The following is a 22651-nucleotide window of genomic DNA, read 5'->3' on the forward strand; positions in this document are numbered from 1 at the left end:
AATGTTTAAGCAATACCTGCAAGTTACAAAACCAGGAATTATTTTCGGGAATTTAATTTCTGTGATCGGCGGATTTCTGTTGGCTTCCAAAGGCAACACGGATTACGCCCTGTTTCTCATCACCCTGGTGGGCGTGTCACTGGTGGTTGCATCGGGTTGTGTGTTTAACAACGTGATCGACCGCGACATTGACATCAAGATGGAGAGAACCAGGAATCGGGTGCTGGTAAAAGGCCTCATCTCCGCGAAAGTAAGCCTGGTTTATGCCACTGTGCTGGGTATTGCTGGCTTTGCGTTGCTCTACTTCGGTGCTAATCCGCTGGCCATGTGGCTGGCGGTGATGGGCTTCGTGGTGTACGTGGGCATCTACAGTCTCTACATGAAGCGTAATTCCGTTTACGGTACGCTGATTGGCAGTCTGTCGGGTGCTGCGCCGCCGGTTATCGGCTACTGCGCGGTCTCTAACCAGTTTGATGCTGGCGCACTCATCCTGCTGGCGATCTTTAGCCTGTGGCAGATGCCGCATTCGTACGCGATTGCCATCTTCCGCTTTAAAGATTACCAGGCAGCGAACATCCCGGTTCTGCCGGTGGTGAAAGGCATTTCCGTGGCTAAAAATCATATTACGCTCTATATCCTGGCGTTTATGATTGCCACGCTGATGCTGACGCTGGGAGGCTACGCGGGCTACAAATATCTGGTGGTGGCTGCTGCGGTCAGCGTCTGGTGGCTGGGCATGGCGTTATCGGGTTATAAAACCGCTGATGACCGTGTCTGGGCGCGTAAACTGTTTGTCTTCTCTATCGTGACCATCACCGCACTGAGCGTGATGATGTCGGTGGATTCGATGGCTCCGGCCTCGAAGGACCTGCTGACTTACGTCTGGTAACCGGCACCGATACAGCATGAAAAGGGCGCGATTTTCGCGCCCTTTCTTTTTGTTACCACTGCTTAAAAACTATTGTTTTACCCGCCCTGCCCCGCCCCCTAGAATAAATGCAGCACATTAACAGAGGTTGGAATGAACGATAATAAAATGACTCCGGTGGAGCTGCGCGCCACATGGGGCCTCGGTACGGTCTTTTCCCTGCGCATGCTGGGAATGTTTATGGTCCTGCCGGTACTGACCACTTATGGCATGGCATTACAGGGCGCGAGTGAAACCTTAATTGGCCTGGCAATCGGCATTTATGGCCTTGCCCAGGCGATATTTCAGATTCCTTTTGGTCTGCTCTCCGATCGCATCGGGCGTAAGCCGCTGATCGTTGGCGGACTGTTGCTGTTTGTCCTGGGCAGTATTATTGCTGCCTGCACCGACTCCATCTGGGGCATTATTCTGGGCCGTGCACTTCAGGGCTCAGGCGCGATTGCCGCTGCCGTGATGGCGCTGTTATCCGATTTAACCCGTGAGCAGAACCGCACCAAAGCGATGGCGTTTATCGGCATCAGTTTTGGCGTTACCTTCGCGATCGCCATGGTGGTCGGCCCGATTGTTACTCACGCACTGGGCCTGCATGCGCTGTTCTGGATGATTGCGATTCTGGCGTCGCTGGGTATCGTGATCACTCTGCTGGTGGTGCCATCGGCCTCCCATCATGTTCTGAACCGTGAATCAGGCATGGTTAAAGGCAGCTTCCGCAAAGTGCTGGCTAACCCACGTCTGGTGAAGCTCAATATCGGTATTTTCTGCCTGCACGTCCTGCTGATGTCGAGTTTTGTCGCGTTACCGGGGCAGTTTGAACAGGCAGGCTTCCCGGCTCCCGAACACTGGAAAGTCTATCTCTCCACCATGCTGATCGCTTTTGCCGGCGTAGTCCCCTTCATCATTTATGCCGAAGTGAAGCGCCGCATGAAGCGTGTCTTTGTCGGCTGCGTCGGGATGATTGTCATTGCCGAGATCGTATTGTGGGGCGCGGAAGGACATTTCTGGACGCTGGTGGTGGGTGTTCAGCTCTTCTTCTTCGCTTTCAACCTGATGGAAGCGATTCTGCCTTCGCTGATCAGTAAAGAGTCGCCTGCGGGCTACAAAGGCACGGCGATGGGGATCTACTCCACCAGCCAGTTCCTGGGCGTGGCCGTTGGCGGCAGCATGGGTGGCTGGGTATTTGGTCATTTCGATGCGCAGACCGTATTCCTGGTTGGCGCGATGGTGGCCGCAGCCTGGCTGTTTGTCAGCATGACAATGCAGGAACCGCCTTATGTCAGCAGCCTGCGCATCGTGCTGAGTGATGCCGCACTGGCCGTGCCGAATCTGGAGCAGCGCCTGAAAGCGCAGCCGGGCGTTAACTCTGTGTTTATCGTGCCCGAAGAGAAAAGCGCCTATATCAAAATTGATAGCAAGGTTACCAGCCGCCCTGAGCTGGAAGCTCTGCTGGGTAGTTGCTAGCTTAAAAAAGTTTAGTGATGACGTCAGCTCGTTTCGCTTCAGGATCGAGCAGGCTCAGGGAACACGGTCAGATCGGAAAGTCGCAAAAGCCGCCATCCATGGCATGCTCGGCCCGCGCCGTCCCTGGCGCGGGACGCTTTCCTCCTCTGACCGTGTTCCCTGCGCCCCTGAGCTTTTGAGTTGCTGCTAAGTTCCCCCAGGATTTGAATCTGTTAACAGACTCAAATCCAACTCAATCCTGGTTTCAGACAGCTTATAAACTCAAAGCAAGGGGGCCAGCATAGGCTCAACCGCGCCAAACCCGGCACAAGCCTTCTTACAGACAACTCATAAATCCAAGGCGATGGGAGCCTGTGCCTGTAGCAAAGCATCGCGGACCAGGGACAAAAACGCCGGGAGCGTTTTTGAACAACGCAACGCGTTGGCCCGGCTACGGGCGCACCTCAGGGATGAGGTGCGTAATCGCCCGCGCTGAGCCGCCATGGATGGCGCTTTTGCGTCTTTGCGAAAGGCACAGGCTCCCTGAGCAAGCGCGCGATCGCACAGACGCCCTACAGCTCCCAACTCTCTCCAGAATTTCGACTTGTTTAAAGCGACAGAAGCCCACCCAAACTCAACAACAAAAAACCCGGCCTTAGCCGGGTTTTTATCACTGCATTCATGCTGAAATTCAGCCGGCCCCCCGCTTAATCGCGGAAGTTTTTAAACTGGAAGGGCTGCCCCAGATTGCTGCCGCGCACGATTGCCATCGCACCCTGCAAATCATCACGCGCTTTGCCGGTTACACGCAATGCTTCACCCTGAATCTGGGTCTGCACTTTCAGCTTGCTGTCTTTGATCAGCTTCACCAGCTTCTTCGCCACGTCGCTTTCAATGCCTTTTTTCAGTTTGGCATCGACCGCCCAGCTTTTGCCGCTGTGCTCAATCTCTTCCGGCACCTCTAAAGCACCGCCTTCAATCCCGCGCTTCAGTAACTTCTCACGCAAAATATCCACCAGCTGCTTAACCTGAAAATCGGACTCGCTGGTGATTTTGATGGTTTCATTCTTTTCGTTGAGCTCAAACTCGGCGCTCACGTTGCGGAAATCGAAGCGGGTAGACACTTCACGGTTGGCATTTTCCACCGCATTGCGAATTTCCTGCAGATCGACTTCTGAAACGATATCGAAAGATGGCATCTCTTCTTCTCCTGACGCTAAAGTGACATGCATAATACGCGTCTTAAGGTGCTAAATAAAATCAGGCTGCACACAACGCTATAATGAAAGTGTGACAGTAAATAATAGATGGATAGCCCGCCAGCGGGAGGCAGCATGAAAATTACCGTGTTAGGTTGCGGTGCTCTGGGTCAGATCTGGATGACAACCCTTGCCCGCCAGGGACATGAGGTGCAGGGATGGTTGCGGGTGCCGCAGCCCTACTGTTCTGCCAATGTGATTGATCCACAGGGTAACATTTCGAACCGCACGTTTATCGCCAACGATCCGCTGTTTCTGGCAGAAAGCCAGCTGCTGCTGGTCACGCTCAAAGCCCCGCAGGTCTCGCCCGCGGTGAAAAACCTGGAAAGCGTGCTGCCAGAAAACTGCCCGGTGCTCCTGCTGCACAACGGCATGGGGACGCTGGAAGAGCTGAAAGGACTGACTCAGCCGCTGCTGCGAGGCGTCACCACCCATGCGGCGATGCGCGATGGCACCGTTATCAAACACATAGCCAGTGGCATCACCCACATCGGCCCCGGTAACCGCAAAAGCGCCGCTTACAGCGATCTCGCCGATATCCTGCATCATGCCCTGCCTGACGTCGCCTGGCATGACAACATCCGGGCGGCCTGCTGGCGCAAGCTGGCAGTGAACTGCATCATCAATCCGCTAAGCGTGGAGTATGAGTGCCAGAACGGTGCCCTGCGCGCTTATCCTGAGCAGATCGCGCAACTGTGCGAAGAGATCAGCTGGGTCATGGAGCGCGAAGGTCAGAACGTTGCCAGCGAAAGCCTGCAGGACATCATCTTCGACGTGATTGAAAGCACCGCGGCCAACACATCTTCGATGCTGCAGGACATACGCGCCCAGCGTCTTACCGAAATCGACTATATCAGCGGTTTTCTGCTGCGCCGCGCCCGGACGCACGGCCTGGTGCTGACGGAGAATACCCGTCTGTATGACATTGTAAAACGCAAGGAGTCCCATTATGACCGCGAACGCATCAGTGCTGGTTTGCCTGGCACATGGCAGTGAAGAAACCGAAGCTGTCACCACTATCGACCTGCTGGTACGGGCCGGGCTGAACGTCGTCACCGCCAGCGTCGAAAGCGACGGCAACCGGGAGATCGTCTGCTCACGCGGTGTTCGTCTGCTGGCTGACGTGACGCTGGTTGAAGTCGCCGACAATGATTTCGCCGCCATCGTCCTGCCCGGCGGCCTGAAAGGCGCCGAAACCTTCCGTGACAGTCCGCTGTTAGTCGAAACGGTACGCCAGTTTCACCTCAATGAAAGGATCGTCGCCGCTATCTGCGCAGCAGCAGGCACGGTACTCATCCCCCACGATCTCTTCCCGGTCGGTAACATGACCGGCTTTCCCGGCTTAAAAGAGACCATTCCGTCAGACAAGTGGATGGAGCGGCGTGTGGTCTGGGATCCCCGCGTCAATCTGCTGACCAGCCAGGGGCCTGGCACGGCAATGGATTTTGCGCTGAAACTGATCGATCTGCTGGTGGGAAAAGAGATGGCGCGCGAGGTGGCCGCACAGCTGGTGCTGGCTCCCGGCATTTATGACTATCAGGCGTAAACACGCTGAGTTAAAACGCTCTGTTTAAGGCAATGCAGCCAGTCAGACCTGAACAGGCGCTGACTGGCTCTGGGGCGTCACTACGGGCGGTAGACTTTCACGTTTTTAAAGCCCTGCTCATGCAGATAGAGTGCCTGCAGACGGCTCATCACACCACGATCGCAGTAGAGCAACCAGGTCCGGTTCTGATCGAGATCGCCAAACTGCGTACTGAGTTTGTAGAACGGCAGCGATTTCACTTCCGTAGCTTTCAGTGCCAGAGGCTTCTCTTCCTGCTCATCAATAGAGCGGATATCCAGCACCACGTCGTTCTCGCTCAGCAGGGCGACGGTCTCAACTTCAACCACCTCCTCTTCTGTCTGCTCAGCGATGGTACGGATATCGACGTTGGTCGCCTCTTCAATGACCCGATCCAGAATCGTGAAGTCGAAATTCTGCTCTTCAGCCTCGATCTTCTCTTTCACCGCTTTCACGGTCGGGCTTTTTGAGATGACACCGCAATATTCCGGCATGGTACTGGCGAAATCTTCGGTGCCAATCTCACGGGCAATCCTGATGATGTGCTCTTTGTCATGAGAGATCAGCGGACGCAGAATCAGCGTATCAGAGGCGTTATCAATCAGGCGCAGGTTGGTCAGCGTCTGGCTCGACACCTGACCCACCGCTTCACCGGTAACCAGTGCCTGCACGCCGTAGCGCTCAGCAATCGTCGAAGCGGCACGCACCATCATGCGCTTCAGCACCACGCCCATCTGACCGTCATCCACTTTTTCGAGGATCTCACCCACTACCGGCTCAAAATTGATCGCCACGAACCGCACGCGGTGTGAACGACCAAAACGATTCCACAGATAGTGCGCAACCTGACGGACGCCAATCTCATGGGCGGCACCGCCAAGATTAAAGAAGCAGTAATGTACGCGACTGCCGCGACGCAGCAGCATATAGCTGGAGACGCCGGAGTCAAAGCCACCGGAAATCAGCGACAGCACATCTTCCTGCGTGCCGATCGGGAAACCGCCCAGACCTTCGTAGCGCGCAGTCACCAGCGTCAGACGATTCTCTTCAACTTCAAGATTCACTGTAACGTCCGGGTTTTTAAGCTGTACGCGGGCGCTTTCAATATGCTGATTCAGACCACCGCCAACATAGCGCTCCACATCCTGTGAACTGAAGCTATGCTTACCACGACGCTTAACACGCACGCAGAAGCTCTTCCCTTCAAGGCTGTCGCGATACTGCACTAAAGTCTGTTCAAAGATGTGATGAATATCGGTGTACTCACGATCTTCAACCGCTAAAACGTGATGAATCCCCGGAATGCGCGTCAGCTCATCGGGAATAATGTCCCGCAGCACCGGATTTTTCGAACGCACTTCAATGTGATCCCAGTGACGCACAACGGCGATTTCGTCGCTAACGGTTTTCAGGACGTTGCGGATATTGCTGGCAAGAATCTTGATAAAGCGCAAACGCACCGACGGACTCTTGATGGTGATTTCAGGAAATAACTTGATGATAAACTTCATGGCGGCGACACAGCTTCGTTGGGCAAATAAGTGCTAAAACAGGCAGCACTTAGCTGGTAAAATCACAAAATTGCGGGCTGCAAGGCGCAACCGCATCCGAGGCGCGGGAGTATATCACCTTTGTCAGGTGACTGCTTCTTCATCAGCCGCCGCATTGATTATTTTGCTAATCATAGGGTCTCAGCTACCATGACCGATTGCGAGATAATGTCCCAACCGTGAGTCGACACGAAATATGCCGAAAAAAGCCGAACAGCCAGCCAGCTTTGAAACGTCATTGCAGCAGCTGGAGCAGATTGTCAGCCGTCTGGAAAGTGGTGAACTGCCGCTGGAAGAAGCCCTGAACGAATTTGAGCGCGGCGTGCAGCTGGCGCGGACTGGCCAGCAGACGCTGCAGCAGGCTGAACAGCGGGTCCGTATTCTGCTGAACGATGATAAAGATGCCGACCTCACTGCTTTCACGCCGGAAAACAGCTAATGGATTTCGCCCGATTACTCGACGCGTATCAGCAGCAGGTTAATGCCGCGCTGACGCGTTTTATAGAGCCACTTCCTTTTCAGAGTTCTCCTCTGGTGAATGCCATGCATTATGGGGCATTATTAGGCGGTAAACGCCTGCGTCCTTTTCTGGTCTACGCTACCGGCGAAATGCTCCACGCCGACCCGGCGAGTCTGGATGCCCCCGCCGCCGCGGTTGAATGCATTCATGCGTACTCTCTGATTCATGACGATCTCCCCGCAATGGACGATGATACACTGCGTCGCGGGCAGCCAACCTGTCACATTAAATATGGCGAAGATACCGCGATTCTGGCGGGCGACGCCCTGCAGACGCTGGCCTTTTCAATTCTGGCCGACCAGGCGATGCCCGGTGTCAGCGCTGAATATCGTCTGATGATGCTCTCTGAACTGGCGAAAGCCAGCGGCGTGGCCGGCATGTGTGGCGGACAGGCGCTTGATTTAGCGGCGGAAGGTAAATCTGTGGATCTGGACCAGCTGGAGCAGATCCATCGTCATAAAACCGGCGCGCTGATCCGTTCAGCGGTACGGTTAGGCGCCTTAACGGCGGGCGATGCTGGCCGGGAAGCCCTGCCGCTGCTCGACCGCTATGCAGAGGCCATTGGTCTCGCGTTTCAGGTGCAGGACGACATTCTGGATGTGATCGGTGACACAGCGGTGATCGGAAAACGCCAGGGTGCCGATCAGCATCTGGGAAAAAGCACCTATCCTTCACTGTTAGGCCTTGAAAATGCCCAAGCTAAAGCGCGGGATTTGTATCAGGAAGCACTTGATACGTTAGAAATGCTCGCTGCGCACTCTTATAACACTACAGCACTGCAGGCGCTGGCGAGCTTCATAATTGAACGCGACAAATAACTTCCATAATGAGTCTCTGATGAGTTTTGATATTGCTAAATACCCGACACTGGCGCTGGCAAACACGGTTCAGGAGCTGCGCGCCCTGCCGAAAGAGAAGTTGCCTGCGCTCTGTGATGAACTGCGTCAGTATCTGTTAGACAGTGTAAGCCGCTCCAGCGGCCATTTTGCGTCGGGTCTGGGCGTGGTCGAACTGACGGTCGCGCTGCATTATGTCTATAACACCCCCTTCGACCATCTGGTATGGGATGTGGGTCATCAGGCTTATCCCCATAAAATTCTGACCGGTCGCCGCGATCGCATCGGTACGATTCGTCAGAAAAATGGCGTACACCCGTTTCCATGGCGCGGCGAAAGTGAATATGACGTATTGAGCGTCGGTCACTCGTCAACCTCCATCAGTGCCGGTCTCGGCATGGCCGCGGCGGCAGAACGTGAAGGTCAGGGTCGTCGCACCGCCTGTATTATTGGCGATGGCGCCATCACCGCTGGCATGGCGTTTGAAGCGATGAACCATGCCGGTGATATCAAGCCGGACATGCTGGTGATCCTCAACGACAACGAGATGTCGATCTCCGAAAACGTCGGCGCGCTGAATAACCGTCTGGCGCAGATCCTGTCGGGTAAAACCTATGCGCGACTGCGCGAAGGCAGCAAGCGTGTGCTGACCAGCCTGCCACCGATCAAAGAGCTGGTAAGACGCACCGAAGAGCATCTCAAAGGCATGGTCGTGCCGGGTACGCTGTTTGAAGAGCTGGGCTTTAATTATATCGGCCCGGTAGATGGTCACGATGTGCTGACGCTGGTCAATACACTGAGCAACATGCGCAGCCTGAAAGGGCCGCAGTTCCTGCATATCATGACGAAGAAAGGCAAAGGCTACGCCCCGGCAGAGGAAGATCCGATTGCCTGGCACGCCGTGCCTAAATTCGATCCTGCGATTGGCGAACTGCCAAAAAGCGCGGAAGGCCTGCCGAGCTACTCTAAAATCTTCGGTAACTGGCTGTGCGAAATGGCCGCCGACGATCCGAAACTGATGGCGATTACGCCAGCAATGCGCGAAGGCTCCGGCATGGTGGCCTTCTCACGCGAATTCCCGAAACAATATTTTGATGTGGCAATCGCCGAGCAGCACGCCGTGACCTTCGCTGCCGGTATGGCGATTGGCGGCTATAAACCGATTGTTGCTATCTACTCCACCTTCCTGCAGCGCGCCTACGATCAGCTGATCCATGACGTCGCCATCCAGAAACTGCCGGTCCTGTTTGCTATCGATCGCGGCGGTATTGTTGGCGCGGATGGTCAGACTCACCAGGGCGCGTTTGATCTCGCCTATCTGCGCTGCGTGCCGGATATGGTGATCATGACCCCCAGCGATGAAAATGAGTGTCGGCAGATGCTCTACACCGGCTATCACTATCAGGATGGTCCAAGTGCAGTGCGCTATCCGCGCGGTACCGGTGTGGGTACGCCACTGGCACCGCTGCAGAGCCTGCCGCTGGGTAAAGCCGTGGTGAAACGTCAGGGTGAAAAGCTGGCGATTCTGAATTTCGGCACCCTGTTGCCGGAAGCAGCCGCCACGGCGGAAGCACTGAATGCGACTCTGGTCGACATGCGCTTTGTGAAGCCGCTGGATGAGGCGCTGATCGCCGAGCTCGCCGCCACGCACGACTCGCTGATTACGCTGGAAGAAGGCGCCATCAAAGGCGGTGCCGGCAGTGGCGTCAATGAATTTGTTATGGCGAAACGTCTGGCTGTTCCGGTGCTGAACATCGGTCTGCCTGATGAGTTCATCCCGCAGGGGACGCAGGACGAAGTGCGTCATGACTATCTGCTGGACGCGGAGGGCATTCAGCAGCAGATCGCCCGCTGGCTGGCGCAGTAACCTCTCCTCGCTGCGCTCCCCCCTCGGGGAGCGCAACATCCTGCTATGCTAAGACCTTTGCACTTTCGCAGGAGCCTCCACCATGAAAACGATTCAACTGGGTACCACCGATCTGCAGGTGTCACGTCTCTGTCTTGGCTGCATGACTTATGGCGAGCCCACGCGCGGCAACCATGCCTGGACGCTGCCGGAAGCGAGCAGCCGTCCGCTGATCCAGCAGGCGCTGAACGCGGGGATCAACTTTTTCGATACCGCCAACAGCTATTCAGATGGCAGCAGCGAAGAGATCCTGGGCCGGGCGCTGAAAGACTTTGCCCGCCGTGAAGAGATCGTGGTCGCCACCAAAGTCTATTTCCCGCTGACCAATCTGTCACAGGGATTGTCGCGCAAGAATATTCTGCAATCCATTGATGACAGCCTGCAGCGTCTCGGCATGGAGTATGTCGACCTGCTGCAGATTCACCGCTGGGATTATGAGACGCCGCTGGAAGAGACGCTGGAAGCGCTGCATGAAGTCGTGCAGTCTGGCAAAGCACGTTATATCGGTGCCTCGTCGATGCACGCCAGTCAGTTTGCCCAGGCGTTGCAGATGCAGTCGGAACAGGGCTGGCATCGCTTTGTCAGCATGCAGGATCAGTACAACCTGATTCAGCGCGAAGAGGAGCGTGAAATGCATCCGCTCTGCCTGCAAGAGCAGATTGCCGTGCTGCCGTGGAGTCCGCTGGCGCGCGGTAAGCTGACCCGCCCGTGGGGGGAAAATACCGCGCGTTCCGCCTCTGACAAAGTGATGGCGTCGCTCTATGACAATACCGAAGAGAATGATGCCGTGATTGCAGAGCGGCTGGCGCAGGTGGCGGAAGGTAAAGGTGTAACGCGGGCGCAGGTGGCTCTGGCCTGGCTGCTGAGCAAGCCTGCCGTTACGGCGCCGATTATTGGTGCGTCGCGTGCTGAGCAGTTTGAGGATCTGGTGAAGGCGGTGGATGTCACGCTGAGTGACGAGGAAGTTGCACTGCTGGAAGAGGTCTATCAGCCGCATCAGCCGGTAGGATTCGAATAAGGCTGGCAACAAAGTGACGCCCTGCCCGGGCGTCACCTTCTGTCGCGGTGTGAAAAGCCCTGGCAGTTAACCCGCCAGCCAGACCCCAAAGCCATACAGCATGGCAGCGGAAATCACGCCAGCAATAATGTCATCCACCATAATGCCCATGCCGCCATGCACATTGCGGTCAAACCAGCGAATCGGCCACGGCTTCCACATATCAAGAATACGGAACAGCACAAAGCCACCCAGAACCCATTGCCAGCTGTTGACCGGAATCGCCATCAGCGTGATCCACATGCCGATAAACTCATCCCAGACAATGCTGCCGTGATCGTGTACGCCCATATCTTTGGCGGTGCGATGGCAGAGATAGACGCCAACGCAGATACCGACCAGCACCACCAGCGAATAGAGATCCTGCGGCAGATAGGTCATCAGCCACCAGAACGGAATGGCCGCCAGCGATCCCATGGTGCCAGGCACGACCGGGCTTAATCCGCTGCCGAAACCGGTCGCCAGCAGATGCCAGGGATTGCTCATCCGCAGGCGACTCTTCGCCACGTCGTTATTTAGCATCAAAGTGATCAAACCCTTTATGACGGAATGTGGCGGGCTTGCCATTATCCAGCAGCGTTAAGCCTTCCGACTCCGGCGCCATCTGTCCGATGCAGGTATAGGGCACGCCCAGGTGACCCAGCGCCACATCGAGCGCGCCGCGATTGACCTCGGGCACCGTAAAGCAGAGTTCGTAATCTTCTCCGCCACTCAGCGCCCAGCGCAATACCTGCTCAGGATCGAAATGATCGCGCAACGCAGCCGAAAGGGGCAACGCATCCAGATTAAGCCGTGCGCCACAGCCGCTGGCTTTCAGCACATGGCCGAGATCGGAAATCAGGCCGTCGGAAAGATCCACCGCTGAGGAGGCCAGCGAACGCAGCGCCTGGCCCTGCAGAATGCGCGGCATAGGACGCAGATGACGTTTAATCAGCGCTTCATGCACCGCCGGATCGCTGATGCGGCAGTGATGCTGCAGCAGCGCCAGGCCCGCCGCGCTGTCACCCAGCGTACCGGTCACGTAAATCCAGTCACCCGGCTTCGCGCCTGAACGTTTCAGGGCACGGCCCTGCGGCACCAGACCGTGAATCGCCAGCGTCAGGCTCAGCGGGCCACGGGTGGTGTCGCCGCCGACCAGCTGCATGTCGTAATATTCCAGCAGTTCAAACAGGCTTTCGCTGAAGGCAGAGAGCCAGCTCTCATCGACCTGCGGCAGCGTTAAGGCCAGTGTCAGCCACGCAGGGTCGGCGCCCATGGCAGCAAGGTCGCTGAGATTCACAGCCAGGGCTTTGTAACCCAGATCGGCAGGATGGATATCCCTTAAGAAGTGCACACCCGCGACCAGGGTATCGGTGCTGATCGCCAGCGTCTGTTTTTCCGGCACGCTAAGTAACGCACAATCGTCACCGATGCCGAGTTCGACATCACGGCGGCTGCGTGTTCTGCGGTTGAAGTAGCGTGCGATGAGTTCAAATTCACCACAAGACATAATTGCGTTCCGCTTAACCCTTCATGAAAAAAGGCCGGCAAGCCGGCCTTTTTGTTTATTTGCGATTGGGTCGAATTTGTGGACCGGCTTTATCAAGCACGCCGTTAACAAATTTATGACTGTCTTCGGCACCGAAGACTTTCGCCAGCTCAATCCCTTCGTTGATGGCCACTTTATAAGGCACATCATTACGTTTGCTCAGCTCATACAGCGAGATGCGCAGGATAGCTTTTTCTACCTGGCCCAGCTCTTCGAGCTGACGCGACAGATAGGGCTTCATCAGTCCATCCAGATACGCACTGTTGGTCGCCACACCGGACAGCAGTTCGCGGAAGTAGGTAATGTCGACGTCTTTGACGTCCTGTTCCGCCAGAAACTGGTATTCCACATCGGCAATGTCGTTATTCGACAACTGCCAGGAGTAAAGCGCCTGAACAGCGCACTCACGGGCGCGACGACGAGCAGCAGGTTTCACAAAATTCCCCTTACAAAAATCAGGCTTTAATGGCTTTCAATACGTTGATCATTTCGAGCGCAGTCAGAGCCGCTTCAGCACCTTTGTTACCCGCTTTGGTGCCGGCACGCTCAATGGCCTGCTCGATGCTTTCAGTGGTCAGCACGCCAAACGCGACAGGAATCTCGCTGTTCATGGCAACGCTGGCGATACCGGAGCTGGCTTCACCCGCCACATATTCGAAGTGCGCAGTGCCACCACGAATAACCGTACCGAGTGCGATAATCGCATCATATTTGCCGGTGTTGGCCAGCGCGCGTGCTGCCAGAGGCAGTTCGTATGCACCAGGCACCCAGACTACGGTGATATTGTCATCTTTGACCTGGCCGATACGTTTCAGGGCATCAACTGCGCCATCCAGCAGGCTGTCATTAATGAAGTTGTTAAAACGCGCGATAACGATGGCAACATTGGCCTCAGGCGTTGCAACAGCAGCTTCGATAACTTTCATACTTATCCTTTCAGGGGTTTGGTTGGCCCCGCGCAGGGGGGCGGATTCTATCATACTCTTGGGCGGCGTGCTCTCGCTTTTCCGACCGTGTTATTGTGGTGTCAGGGTCAGGCGTAAATCGTCACCGACCTGGCGGACATCACTGAAACGGAAGGCAGGTGCGTCAGCCAGCTGGCTTAGTCCCGGCAGCTGACACAGCCCGCGTCCTTCATGACCTAACAGCTTAGGCGCCAGATAAACAATCAGTTCATCGACCAGTCCGGCCTGCAACAGGGCACCGGCCAGCGTTGCGCCCGCTTCAACCCAGACGCTGTTAATCTGCCGCTGTCCCAGCAGCATCATCATCGCCACCAGGTCCAGCTGCTGTTCGCGCAGCGGAACTGCGATTTGCGTCACGTCAGCGGGCCAGCTCTGCTGATCGGGCTGATGACGCATCAGCCAGGTTTCGCCTGGCTGCTCAATGAGCCGATGCTGCGGCGTCACGCGATTCTGGCTGTCGATAATCACCCGCACCGGCTGACGCAGTTGCTGCTCATCAAGCAGTGCCTGGCTCTCTGCATTGAGTTCAGACCAGCGTACCGTCAGGGAAGGATCGTCCGCCAGCACCGTGGCGCTGCTGCTGAGAATGGCGGCGCTCTGCGCACGCAGGCGCTGCACATCACGACGGGCAGCCGGCGAGGTTATCCACTGACTTTCGCCGCTGGCCATTGCCGTTCTGCCATCCAGTGAGGCACCCAGCTTGAGCTGGATCCAGGGGAAGCCAGTGCGCATGCGTTTGAGGAAACCGCGATTCAGCGCCTCCGCTTCCGGCATCATCAGACCGTGGCTGACCTCAATGCCCGCCTGATGCAGACGGTGCAGTCCGCGCCCCGCCACCTGCGGATTCGGATCCTGCATGGCGGCCACGACACGGGTAACGCCAGCGGCGATCAGCGCATCACAGCAGGGTGGCGTACGGCCATGATGGCTGCAGGGTTCCAGCGTGACATAGGCGGTTGCGCCACGCGCTTTCTCACCCGCCATGCGCAGGGCGTGGACTTCAGCATGCGGTTCACCGGCGCGCTGATGCCAGCCCTCACCGACCACCTCGCCATCGCGCACAATCACGCAGCCCACATTGGGGTTCGGCATCGTCGTAAAGCGGCCGCGTCGCGCCAGTTCCAGCGCACGCGCCATATAAAGTTCATCCATGGTTTAATCCTGTAACCGGGCGATCTCTTCGCCAAAATCACGAATGTCTTCAAAGCTGCGGTAAACCGAGGCAAAGCGGATGTAGGCGACTTTATCGAGCTTCTTCAGCTCATCCATCACCAGATTGCCAATCAGCTTACTGGGGATCTCACGTTCACCGGTGGCACGCAGCTGGGTTTTAATATGGTTTACGGCGCTTTCAACCGCATCGGCGCTGACCGGACGCTTCTCAAGCGCTTTCATCATCCCGCTGGCCATTTTGTCTTCATTAAAGGGTTCGCGCACGTCATTGCTTTTCACCACGCGTGGCATCACCAGTTCCGCCACCTCGAAGGTGGTAAAACGCTCATGACACATCAGACACTGGCGGCGGCGGCGCACCGAAGAGCCTTCACTAACCAGACGAGAATCAATCACTTTGGTGTCCACAGCGGAGCAGAATGGGCAATGCATGACGTTTCCTGACGCGAGAGAGATGGGCCAGACAGTGTAACGCGAACTGCGAATCAACAAAATCTCTTCCGTGCCTTTCCTGTGCCACCACGCACAGCATAAATGATGTTAAATATCAGCGACGGCAAAAGGGTCTACGCTTATAGAGCCGAAAGACGGCGTATATCCACTAACACACTGGAGGTTGTATGGGTCTGTTTAATTTTGTGAAAGAAGCCGGTGAAAAATTATGGGATGCCGTGAATGGCGGCGATGACCAGAATAAAAAGCTGCAGGATCACATCAACAAGCTCGGGTTACCCGACAGCGACAAAGTGGATGTGAAGGTCAACGGCGATACCGTGACCGTGACGGGCGATGGCCTTTCCCAGGAGCTGAAAGAGAAGATTCTGATCGCAGCCGGTAACGTTGCAGGCATCACCAAAGTGGAAGATAAGGTGACCGTGACAGACAGCGCGGCCGAGTCAGAACTTTACACCGTGAAAAAAGGCGACACGCTGAGCGCAATTTCCAAACAGGTTTATGGAAATGCCAACGAATACAACAAGATTTTCGAAGCGAATAAGCCAATGCTCTCTCATCCTGATAAGATCTATCCTGGCCAGGTTTTACGTATTCCAAAATAACGGACAAGGATAACTTATGAGCAGGATGGTTTGGGTTCCGGTGGCGCTCTCTCTGGTGATGCTGAGCGGTTGCAGCAGTAGCGCCAGCAATCCGCAGGTCAGAGAGCTGCATCAGGAAGTGAGTCAGCTTAATCAGCAGATGCAGCACCTGACCACGCAGGCCAGTGCGCTGGAGATTCAGGGGCAGCTAAACAGCCATTCGCAGCAAGGCGCGTGGCTGATCCCGCAGGCGAACACGCCGGTGGCGCTGCAAACCCAGCTCGGCACGCTGCGACTGGCGCTCTCGCCTGTCACTGCTGAAGCCAGCGGCTCGCGGGCAACCCTGACGGTACGCTCAATGGACGATCGCCCTTTGCCTGCCCTGCACGCTACGGTGAACTGGGGCGAACTCGATCCGGCAACCGGTAAACCACTGAGTAACGGCAGTCTGAGTCAGACAATAGCGGTCCCTGCCTCGCTGTTGCCCCAGCATTCGGTGAGCATACCGCTGCGACTCAGCGGCCTCACGCCGGATCAATCAGGTTATGTCCGCGTGCATAACGTCACCGGCGACGCACCTGCCCAGACCTCCCCTGCTGCACCCTGATCTGATCACAGGTGCAAAAAAAACGGGCAGCCACATGGCTGCCCGTTTTTATTTCTCTGCGGCGATTAAGGCAGGATAGAAGGCTGATCGGCGCCCTCTTTCTCGACTTTCTGCACCAGCATATGTTCACGCTTCATGCCCAGCTTCAGCGCCAGCGCCGAAGAGACATAAATTGATGAAATCGTACCAATCGTCACACCAATCAGCATGGTCAGTGAGAAGCCTTTCAGCAGCGCACCACCAAACACGAAGAGGATGAGGATCATCGCCAGCGTGGTCAGCGAGGTAATCAGCGTACGGCTTAACGTCTGGGTCAGTGACACGTTAGTAATATCGTAAGAGCTGCCGCGACGGATCTTGCGGAAGTTTTCACGAATACGGTCCGACACCACGATTTTATCGTTAAGCGAGTAGCCAATCACCGACATCAGTGAGGCAACAATCGTCAGGTCGATTTCAATGCGGAACAGCGCCAGCAGGCCGCAGGTGATGATCACGTCATGCGCCAGCGCCAGCACGGTACCCAGCGCCAGACGCCACTCAAAGCGAAAACCGATGTAGATCAGAATCGCAATCAGCGCGGACAACAGCGCCATCGCACCCGCCTGCGCCAGGTCGCTGCCCACACTCGGACCCACGAACTCAATGCGCTTAACGGTAGCATTCTGCTGGGTGGTCTGGTTAATCACCGACACCACTTTATTGCCTAACTCGGTGCCCGCCGGGCCGGTAACCGGTGCCATACGCACCATGACATCACGGCTGCTGCCAAAGTTCTGAACCAGCGGCTCGTCAAAGCCCGCTTTCACCAGATCGCCACGCAGGACTTCAAGATCGGCCGGTTTTTCCAGCGCGATCTCAATCACCGTACCACCGGTGAAATCGAGGCCCCAGTTAAAACCACGCACACCCACGATAGCAATCGCGGCGAGAATCAGCAGTCCCGAAATGATGAAGGCCAGCTTATCCCAGCGCATAAAGTCGACGACTTTACGCCCGTGGTTCAACTGCTCAATGTTATATTCCTGTGCCACAACGCACTCCTCAGATAGACAGCTTGTTGATGCGTTTGCCACCGTAAACCAGGTTAACAATGGCACGGGTACCGACAATCGCGGTGAACATTGAGGTTGCGATACCAATTGCGGTGGTAATAGCAAAGCCTTTGATCGAACCGGTGCCGACTGCATAAAGAATGATAACTTTGATCAGGGTGGTCACGTTCGCATCGACAATACTGGAGAAGGCGCCTTTATAGCCCTCATGAATTGCCTGCTGAACCGAGCGCCCGTTACGCAGCTCTTCTTTAATACGTTCGTTAATCAGCACGTTGGCATCCACCGCCACCGCCAGCGTTAACACGATACCGGCAATACCCGGCATGGTCAGGGTCGCGCCCGGCAATAGCGACATAATGCCGACAATCAGCACCAGGTTAACCAGCAGCGCGCTGGTCGCAATCAGACCAAACTTCTTGTAGAACACCACCATAAACAGGATCGACGCAAGCAGACCCCACAGGCAGGCTTCCAGACCCTGAGTAATGTTCTGCTGACCCATGGTCGGCCCGATAGTACGCTCTTCCACAATCTGGATGGGCGCAATCAACGCACCGGCACGCAGCAGCAGCGAGAGCTGACGCGCTTCGTTCGGGTTGTTGATACCGGTGATGCGGAAGCTGTTCCCCAGACGAGACTGGATGTTGGCGACGTTAATCACCTCTTCCTGTTTCACCAGAATTGAACGGCCATTGGCATCTTTCTTACCGCTGTCTTTGTACTCCACAAACAGGGTCGCCATCGGCTTGCCGATGTTGTCCTTGGTGAAGTTCGACATGATGTTACCGCCTGCGCCATCCAGTGAAATGTTCACCTGTGGCTGGTTGTACTCATCCATGCTGGAAGTCGAGTCGGTGATATGGTCACCGGTCAGGATCACCCGCTTGTAGAGCACCACCGGCTGGCCATCACGCATGTCTTTAACTTCAGAGTCACCCGGTACACGACCACTGGCCGCTACGGTTGGATCCACGCTGGTGTTTACCAGACGGAATTCCAGCGTCGCCGTTGCACCCAGAATCTCTTTAGCGCGTGCCGTATCCTGAATACCCGGCAACTCAACTACGATGCGATCGGAACCCTGACGCTGTACCAGCGGTTCGGCCACGCCCAGCTGGTTCACACGGTTACGCAGAATAGTAATGTTCTGCTGAACCGCATATTCACGCGCTTCGCTGAGACGGGCATCGCTCATGGTGGCACGCAGAGCATCGCTGCCGCTGCTGTTGATCACCAGATCCTGATGACGCGAGGTCAGCCAGGAGATCGCCGCATCGCGGCTGGCTGCGTCACGGAAACGAATTTCCACGCCGTAGTTCGCGATTTTGTTGACGGTGGTGTAAGGGATACTTTTGGTGCGCAGGTCGCTACGCAGCGAGTCAGCATTCTGCTCCTGCAGTTTGCCGAGCGCGGTGTCCATGTCCACTTCCATCAGGAAGTGCACACCACCACGCAGATCGAGACCGAGTTTCATCGGTTCTGCTGACAGCATCGACAGCCAGCGAGGCGTGGCTGGCGCGAGGTTCAGCGCAACAACGTAGTTTTCACCCAACGCTTTCATGATCGCTTCACGGGCGCGTAACTGCACATCCGTATTATTGAAGCGCGCGGTAATCGCACCATTTTCCAGCGCAACAGATTTGCTCTGGATATTGTCTTGTTTTAATGCGGACTGAATTTGATCCAACGTCTGCTCACTGGCGGCGCTTCCGCGCGCACCAGTGATTTGAACGGCCGGATCCTCACCATACAGGTTGGGAAGCGCATAGAGCAGGCCGACGAGAATCACGACGACCAGCATCACGTACTTCCACAAAGGATAACGATTTAACACGGCAGTTCCCTTAGGGAAGAAAGAATTACAGCGCCTTGATAGTGCCTTTAGGCAGCACGGCGGCGACGAAATCACGTTTAATGACGACTTCATTGGTGTCATTCAGCGCGATAGCTACGTAGCCCGTGTCAGAGACTTTTGTTACGCGGCCTACAAGGCCACCGCTGGTCAGCACTTCATCACCCTTAGAGATAGAATCCATCAGCTTCTTGTGCTCTTTCGCACGTTTCTGCTGCGGACGCAGGATCATGAAATAGAAAATCAGACCAAACACCACCAGCATGATCACCAGAGAATACGGACTTCCCTGAGACGGTGCGCCTGCTGCGGCCACGGCGTCAGAAATGAAAAAGCTCATTAAATTTCCCTCATTGATGAATTATCAGACGTTAAAGGCGGAACTTCTTTGCCCGTCCGTTGGTAGAACTCGTTTACAAAGCGCTCTAATTTACCCTCTTCGATGGCCTGGCGTAAACCTGCCATCAGGCGCTGGTAATAGCGCAAATTGTGGATAGTGTTCAGACGCGCGCCCAGTATTTCGTTACAACGGTCGAGATGATACAAGTAGGCGCGGCTATAATTGCGACAGGTGTAACAATCACACTCCGCATCCAGTGGCGCAGTGTCATCTTTGTATCTGGCGTTGCGGATTTTCACCACACCCTCGGTCACAAACAGATGACCATTTCGGGCATTACGGGTCGGCATCACGCAGTCAAACATATCGACGCCGCGACGGACGCCCTCAACCAGATCTTCTGGCTTGCCGACACCCATCAGATAACGCGGTTTATCCTGCGGAAGCTGCGGACAGACGTGCTCAAGAATACGGTGCATGTCCTGCTTAGGCTCACCCACCGCCAGGCCGCCCACAGCGTACCCATCAAAGCCAATCTCTACCAGACCTTTCACCGAGACATCTCGTAAATCTTCGTAAACCGAGCCCTGAATAATGCCAAATAGCGCATTTTTATTGCCCAGGCTGTCAAAACGGTCACGACTGCGTTGCGCCCAGCGCAGCGACATCTCCATCGAGCGTTTGGCGTAGTCCCAGTCCGCCGGATAGGGCGTACATTCATCGAAAATCATCACGATGTCAGAACCGAGGTCATACTGAATCTCCATCGATTTTTCCGGATCGAGGAAGATCGGGTCGCCGTTGATCGGGTTACGGAAATGCACGCCCGCTTCGGTGATTTTACGGATGTCGCCCAGGCTGAAGACCTGGAAGCCGCCGGAGTCGGTCAGGATCGGCCCTTTCCACTGCATAAAGTCATGCAGATCGCCATGCAGTTTCATGATCTCCTGGCCCGGACGCAGCCAGAGGTGGAAGGTATTGCCCAGAATGATCTGCGCGCCGGTCTCCTGCACTTCTTCCGGCGTCATGCCTTTAACGGTGCCATAGGTGCCAACAGGCATAAACGCAGGGGTTTCCACCACACCGCGATCAAAAATCAGACGGCCACGGCGTGCGCGCCCGTCTGTGGTATCAAGTTCAAATTTCACAAAGCCTCCATCGGAGAAACAGTCCGATGCAGATAACCTTCAGTCGCTCTCAGTCGATTCCGGCTATCGGTTAATAAATCAGTCGCCCACTTTTTCCAGCGGCGCCTGCGGATTTTTGCTGATAAACATCGCGTCGCCATAACTGAAGAAACGATATTGCTCAGCCACGGCTGCGCGGTACGCGGCCATGGTGTGCTGATAACCGGCAAACGCCGAGACCAGCATAATCAGAGTCGATTCGGGCAGATGGAAGTTGGTGATCAGCGCATCGATCACCTGATACTCATAGCCCGGATAGATAAAAATCTGGGTATCGTCGAAGAACGGCGCAATCAGGGCATCCTGACTCGCTTTGGCGGCGCTCTCCAGCGAACGGACAGAGGTGGTGCCGACAGCGACTACTTTATTGCCGCGTGCTTTACAGGCCAGCACCGCATCAACAACCTCCTGCGGCACTTCGGCATATTCAGCATGCATGTGATGCTCTTCGATGGTGTCGACGCGCACCGGCTGGAAGGTTCCTGCACCGACATGCAGCGTCACAAACGCCATCTCAATGCCCTTCTCTTTCAGCGCCTGCAGCAGCGGTTCATCAAAATGCAGACCGGCGGTCGGTGCCGCAACGGCACCCGGTCGGGCACTGTAAACCGTCTGATAGAGCTCGCGATCCGCCTCTTCATCCGGACGGTCGATATAAGGCGGCAGAGGCATATGGCCGACGCTGTTGAGGATGTCGAGCACCGCGCGCTCATCATCAAACACAATCTCAAACAGCGCATCGTGACGCGCCACCATCGTCGCTTTGACGCTCTCGTCTTCGCCCAGCAGCAGTTCTGCTCCCGGCTTCGGCGCTTTCGAGGCGCGCACATGGGCCAGCACACGCTTGTCGTCGAGCATCCGCTCCACCAGCATCTCGATTTTGCCGCCACTGGCTTTGCGGCCAAAGACGCGCGCCGGAATCACACGGGTGTTGTTGAACACCAGCAGATCGCCCGGATTCAGCTTATCCAGCACGTCGGTGAACACACCGTGCGACAGCGTCCCGCTGGGACCCTCGAGCGACAGCAGACGACAGCCGCTGCGCTGCGCCTGGGGATAGTGAGCAATCAGGGATTCGGGCAGTTCAAAAGCAAAATCGGCGACACGCATGAAAGAGTTCTTTCTCAGGCAAAAACAGGCGGCACAGTTTAGCGGAAAATAGACCAATTCTGAACAACTGGCTGCGCAAAGGCAGTTCAGCCTATAATGCGGCATGAACTTTCTTGCTCATCTCCATCTGGCTAAGCTGGCCGACAGCTCCTTACTCGGCAATTTAATGGCCGATTTTGTGCGTGGCAACCCGCACCAGCACTGGTCTGCGCCCGTCGCGGACGGCATTCTGATGCACCGTCGTCTCGATGTGATGACCGATGCGCTGCCGGAAGTGCGCAGCGCCCGTCAGCTGTTCCGTGCCGAAACCTATCGCGTGGCACCCATTACGCTGGACGTCATCTGGGACCATTTTCTGGCCCGGCACTGGCAGCACTTCACGCCCGGCCAGACGCTGGTGCACTTTTCTGCCGCCGCCGAACGTGAAATCATGCCGCAACTGGCAGACACCCCCATCGAGTTTCAGGAACTCAACGCGGTGATGTGGCGCGAGCGCTGGTTTGAGCATTATGCCCAGCCCGCGCGGCTGGAGCGGGTGCTGCACGGCATGGCCAGCCGCCGTCCACGCCTGGCAGCCCTGCGCGACTCCTACCACGATTTCACGCAACACTATGATCAGCTGGAAGCGCTGTTTTTTGTTTTTTATCCGCGTTTAATGGCGCTGGCGACCAGCAGAACCCTGTAAAACCCGATCCTCTGCTGCCGGGCTGGCGGACGCCAGCTTTCGCCCGCCGGGA

The 22651-nt window shown here is 56.0% G+C and carries 24 protein-coding genes; 11 read left to right on the forward strand and 13 right to left on the reverse strand.

The window, feature by feature from the left end; translation table 11 throughout:
• Position 1 precedes the first annotated feature (1 nt).
• Together cyoE and PAG01S_RS07830 are read left to right on the forward strand one after the other, a co-directional pair.
• Positions 2-889, forward strand: a complete 888-nt coding sequence (cyoE, locus tag PAG01S_RS07825) for a heme o synthase (RefSeq protein WP_010255394.1) — start codon at positions 2-4, stop codon at positions 887-889.
• 132 nt (positions 890-1021) lie between these two features.
• Positions 1022-2386 carry an MFS transporter gene (locus PAG01S_RS07830; protein ID WP_010255391.1) on the forward strand — a complete coding sequence of 455 codons (1365 nt, stop codon included), beginning with the start codon at positions 1022-1024 and terminating at the stop codon, positions 2384-2386.
• Positions 2387-3072: 686 nt separating this feature from the next.
• On the opposite strand, the gene PAG01S_RS07835 is transcribed toward PAG01S_RS07830, so the two are convergent.
• A complete protein-coding gene (locus PAG01S_RS07835) occupies positions 3073-3564 on the reverse strand; it encodes a YajQ family cyclic di-GMP-binding protein (RefSeq protein WP_003852530.1) in 492 nt (163 codons plus the stop codon).
• 135 nt (positions 3565-3699) lie between these two features.
• Between PAG01S_RS07835 and panE the strand changes: the two genes are divergently transcribed.
• Positions 3700-4620 (forward strand): 2-dehydropantoate 2-reductase, encoded by a 921-nt coding sequence (panE, locus tag PAG01S_RS07840; protein WP_033756769.1) that lies wholly within the window; start codon positions 3700-3702, stop codon positions 4618-4620.
• On the forward strand, positions 4574-5170 hold the full coding sequence (gene yajL / locus PAG01S_RS07845) for a protein deglycase YajL (RefSeq protein WP_010671202.1): 597 nt from the start codon (positions 4574-4576) through the stop codon (positions 5168-5170). The genes panE and yajL overlap by 47 nt, the downstream gene beginning before the upstream one ends.
• A gap of 80 nt (positions 5171-5250) precedes the next feature.
• On the opposite strand, the gene thiI is transcribed toward yajL, so the two are convergent.
• Positions 5251-6699 carry a tRNA uracil 4-sulfurtransferase ThiI gene (gene thiI, locus PAG01S_RS07850; RefSeq protein WP_022626121.1) on the reverse strand — a complete coding sequence of 483 codons (1449 nt, stop codon included), beginning with the start codon at positions 6697-6699 and terminating at the stop codon, positions 5251-5253.
• Between the two features lie 235 nt (positions 6700-6934).
• Here thiI and xseB point away from each other — a divergent pair, with 235 nt between their 5' ends.
• The 4 genes from xseB (at position 6935) to PAG01S_RS07870 (ending at position 11018) form a co-directional block, all read left to right on the forward strand.
• The gene (gene xseB, locus PAG01S_RS07855; protein ID WP_010255382.1) at positions 6935-7177 is read left to right on the forward strand and encodes an exodeoxyribonuclease VII small subunit; all 243 of its coding nucleotides are present in this window, start codon (positions 6935-6937) and stop codon (positions 7175-7177) included.
• Positions 7177-8076 (forward strand): (2E,6E)-farnesyl diphosphate synthase, encoded by a 900-nt coding sequence (ispA, locus tag PAG01S_RS07860; protein ID WP_062758251.1) that lies wholly within the window; start codon positions 7177-7179, stop codon positions 8074-8076. The genes xseB and ispA overlap by 1 nt, the downstream gene beginning before the upstream one ends.
• A gap of 19 nt (positions 8077-8095) precedes the next feature.
• Positions 8096-9961, forward strand: coding sequence for a 1-deoxy-D-xylulose-5-phosphate synthase (gene dxs, locus PAG01S_RS07865; protein ID WP_010671199.1), 1866 nt, complete (start codon positions 8096-8098; stop codon positions 9959-9961).
• A gap of 82 nt (positions 9962-10043) precedes the next feature.
• Complete coding sequence (locus tag PAG01S_RS07870; RefSeq protein WP_033756762.1) at positions 10044-11018, forward strand: aldo/keto reductase; 975 nt, start codon at positions 10044-10046, stop codon at positions 11016-11018.
• Between the two features lie 66 nt (positions 11019-11084).
• Here PAG01S_RS07870 and pgpA read toward each other — a convergent pair whose 3' ends face one another.
• The 6 genes from pgpA to nrdR all read right to left on the reverse strand — a co-directional run bounded on the left by pgpA (position 11085) and on the right by nrdR (position 15155).
• Positions 11085-11579: a phosphatidylglycerophosphatase A gene (pgpA, locus tag PAG01S_RS07875; RefSeq protein WP_031293112.1), complete on the reverse strand. Its 495-nt coding sequence runs from the start codon at positions 11577-11579 to the stop codon at positions 11085-11087.
• Positions 11569-12546 (reverse strand): thiamine-phosphate kinase, encoded by a 978-nt coding sequence (gene thiL, locus PAG01S_RS07880; protein WP_010255374.1) that lies wholly within the window; start codon positions 12544-12546, stop codon positions 11569-11571. Before thiL ends, pgpA begins: the two co-directional genes overlap by 11 nt.
• 55 nt (positions 12547-12601) lie before the next feature.
• The gene (gene nusB, locus PAG01S_RS07885) at positions 12602-13021 is read right to left on the reverse strand and encodes a transcription antitermination factor NusB (protein ID WP_010255372.1); all 420 of its coding nucleotides are present in this window, start codon (positions 13019-13021) and stop codon (positions 12602-12604) included.
• A gap of 19 nt (positions 13022-13040) precedes the next feature.
• A complete protein-coding gene (gene ribH, locus PAG01S_RS07890; protein ID WP_010255369.1) occupies positions 13041-13511 on the reverse strand; it encodes a 6,7-dimethyl-8-ribityllumazine synthase in 471 nt (156 codons plus the stop codon).
• A gap of 90 nt (positions 13512-13601) precedes the next feature.
• Positions 13602-14702: a bifunctional diaminohydroxyphosphoribosylaminopyrimidine deaminase/5-amino-6-(5-phosphoribosylamino)uracil reductase RibD gene (ribD, locus tag PAG01S_RS07895; protein ID WP_031592195.1), complete on the reverse strand. Its 1101-nt coding sequence runs from the start codon at positions 14700-14702 to the stop codon at positions 13602-13604.
• 3 nt (positions 14703-14705) lie between these two features.
• Entirely contained in the window at positions 14706-15155 is a 450-nt protein-coding gene (gene nrdR, locus PAG01S_RS07900; RefSeq protein ID WP_009091750.1) for a transcriptional regulator NrdR, read from the reverse strand.
• Between the two features lie 188 nt (positions 15156-15343).
• Here nrdR and lysM point away from each other — a divergent pair, with 188 nt between their 5' ends.
• Both lysM and PAG01S_RS07910 read left to right on the forward strand, forming a co-directional pair.
• On the forward strand, positions 15344-15781 hold the full coding sequence (gene lysM / locus PAG01S_RS07905; RefSeq protein WP_010671197.1) for a peptidoglycan-binding protein LysM: 438 nt from the start codon (positions 15344-15346) through the stop codon (positions 15779-15781).
• A 16-nt stretch (positions 15782-15797) separates the two neighbouring features.
• Positions 15798-16367, forward strand: coding sequence for a SadB/YajI family lipoprotein (locus PAG01S_RS07910; RefSeq protein ID WP_010255359.1), 570 nt, complete (start codon positions 15798-15800; stop codon positions 16365-16367).
• A gap of 65 nt (positions 16368-16432) precedes the next feature.
• Here PAG01S_RS07910 and secF read toward each other — a convergent pair whose 3' ends face one another.
• From secF to queA, 5 genes are all read right to left on the reverse strand, one after another.
• On the reverse strand, positions 16433-17401 hold the full coding sequence (gene secF, locus PAG01S_RS07915) for a protein translocase subunit SecF (protein ID WP_010255357.1): 969 nt from the start codon (positions 17399-17401) through the stop codon (positions 16433-16435).
• A 10-nt stretch (positions 17402-17411) separates the two neighbouring features.
• Positions 17412-19259, reverse strand: a complete 1848-nt coding sequence (gene secD / locus PAG01S_RS07920) for a protein translocase subunit SecD (RefSeq protein WP_010255355.1) — start codon at positions 19257-19259, stop codon at positions 17412-17414.
• A 25-nt stretch (positions 19260-19284) separates the two neighbouring features.
• On the reverse strand, positions 19285-19617 hold the full coding sequence (gene yajC, locus PAG01S_RS07925) for a preprotein translocase subunit YajC (RefSeq protein WP_010255353.1): 333 nt from the start codon (positions 19615-19617) through the stop codon (positions 19285-19287).
• Positions 19617-20765: a tRNA guanosine(34) transglycosylase Tgt gene (gene tgt, locus PAG01S_RS07930; RefSeq protein WP_010255351.1), complete on the reverse strand. Its 1149-nt coding sequence runs from the start codon at positions 20763-20765 to the stop codon at positions 19617-19619. Before tgt ends, yajC begins: the two co-directional genes overlap by 1 nt.
• A 78-nt stretch (positions 20766-20843) precedes the next feature.
• A complete protein-coding gene (gene queA / locus PAG01S_RS07935; RefSeq protein WP_031592197.1) occupies positions 20844-21914 on the reverse strand; it encodes a tRNA preQ1(34) S-adenosylmethionine ribosyltransferase-isomerase QueA in 1071 nt (356 codons plus the stop codon).
• Between the two features lie 103 nt (positions 21915-22017).
• Here queA and PAG01S_RS07940 point away from each other — a divergent pair, with 103 nt between their 5' ends.
• Complete coding sequence (locus tag PAG01S_RS07940; protein ID WP_022626127.1) at positions 22018-22599, forward strand: ACP phosphodiesterase; 582 nt, start codon at positions 22018-22020, stop codon at positions 22597-22599.
• Positions 22600-22651: the final 52 nt, after the last annotated feature.

This window comes from Pantoea agglomerans NBRC 102470 (genome assembly GCF_001598475.1).
GTDB lineage: Bacteria > Pseudomonadota > Gammaproteobacteria > Enterobacterales > Enterobacteriaceae > Pantoea > Pantoea agglomerans.

What these genes read in the sequence shown, in the direction of transcription:
- cyoE (WP_010255394.1), top strand. Translation starts at nt 2, where the DNA reads ATGTTTAAGCAATACCTGCAAGTTACAAAACCAGGAATTATTTTCGGG.
- PAG01S_RS07830 (WP_010255391.1), top strand. Translation starts at nt 1,022, where the DNA reads ATGAACGATAATAAAATGACTCCGGTGGAGCTGCGCGCCACATGGGGC.
- PAG01S_RS07835 (WP_003852530.1), bottom strand. Translation starts at nt 3,564, where the DNA reads ATGCCATCTTTCGATATCGTTTCAGAAGTCGATCTGCAGGAAATTCGC.
- panE (WP_033756769.1), top strand. Translation starts at nt 3,700, where the DNA reads ATGAAAATTACCGTGTTAGGTTGCGGTGCTCTGGGTCAGATCTGGATG.
- yajL (WP_010671202.1), top strand. Translation starts at nt 4,574, where the DNA reads ATGACCGCGAACGCATCAGTGCTGGTTTGCCTGGCACATGGCAGTGAA.
- thiI (WP_022626121.1), bottom strand. Translation starts at nt 6,699, where the DNA reads ATGAAGTTTATCATCAAGTTATTTCCTGAAATCACCATCAAGAGTCCG.
- xseB (WP_010255382.1), top strand. Translation starts at nt 6,935, where the DNA reads ATGCCGAAAAAAGCCGAACAGCCAGCCAGCTTTGAAACGTCATTGCAG.
- ispA (WP_062758251.1), top strand. Translation starts at nt 7,177, where the DNA reads ATGGATTTCGCCCGATTACTCGACGCGTATCAGCAGCAGGTTAATGCC.
- dxs (WP_010671199.1), top strand. Translation starts at nt 8,096, where the DNA reads ATGAGTTTTGATATTGCTAAATACCCGACACTGGCGCTGGCAAACACG.
- PAG01S_RS07870 (WP_033756762.1), top strand. Translation starts at nt 10,044, where the DNA reads ATGAAAACGATTCAACTGGGTACCACCGATCTGCAGGTGTCACGTCTC.
- pgpA (WP_031293112.1), bottom strand. Translation starts at nt 11,579, where the DNA reads ATGCTAAATAACGACGTGGCGAAGAGTCGCCTGCGGATGAGCAATCCC.
- thiL (WP_010255374.1), bottom strand. Translation starts at nt 12,546, where the DNA reads ATGTCTTGTGGTGAATTTGAACTCATCGCACGCTACTTCAACCGCAGA.
- ribH (WP_010255369.1), bottom strand. Translation starts at nt 13,511, where the DNA reads ATGAAAGTTATCGAAGCTGCTGTTGCAACGCCTGAGGCCAATGTTGCC.
- ribD (WP_031592195.1), bottom strand. Translation starts at nt 14,702, where the DNA reads ATGGATGAACTTTATATGGCGCGTGCGCTGGAACTGGCGCGACGCGGC.
- nrdR (WP_009091750.1), bottom strand. Translation starts at nt 15,155, where the DNA reads ATGCATTGCCCATTCTGCTCCGCTGTGGACACCAAAGTGATTGATTCT.
- lysM (WP_010671197.1), top strand. Translation starts at nt 15,344, where the DNA reads ATGGGTCTGTTTAATTTTGTGAAAGAAGCCGGTGAAAAATTATGGGAT.
- PAG01S_RS07910 (WP_010255359.1), top strand. Translation starts at nt 15,798, where the DNA reads ATGAGCAGGATGGTTTGGGTTCCGGTGGCGCTCTCTCTGGTGATGCTG.
- yajC (WP_010255353.1), bottom strand. Translation starts at nt 19,617, where the DNA reads ATGAGCTTTTTCATTTCTGACGCCGTGGCCGCAGCAGGCGCACCGTCT.
- queA (WP_031592197.1), bottom strand. Translation starts at nt 21,914, where the DNA reads ATGCGTGTCGCCGATTTTGCTTTTGAACTGCCCGAATCCCTGATTGCT.
- PAG01S_RS07940 (WP_022626127.1), top strand. Translation starts at nt 22,018, where the DNA reads ATGAACTTTCTTGCTCATCTCCATCTGGCTAAGCTGGCCGACAGCTCC.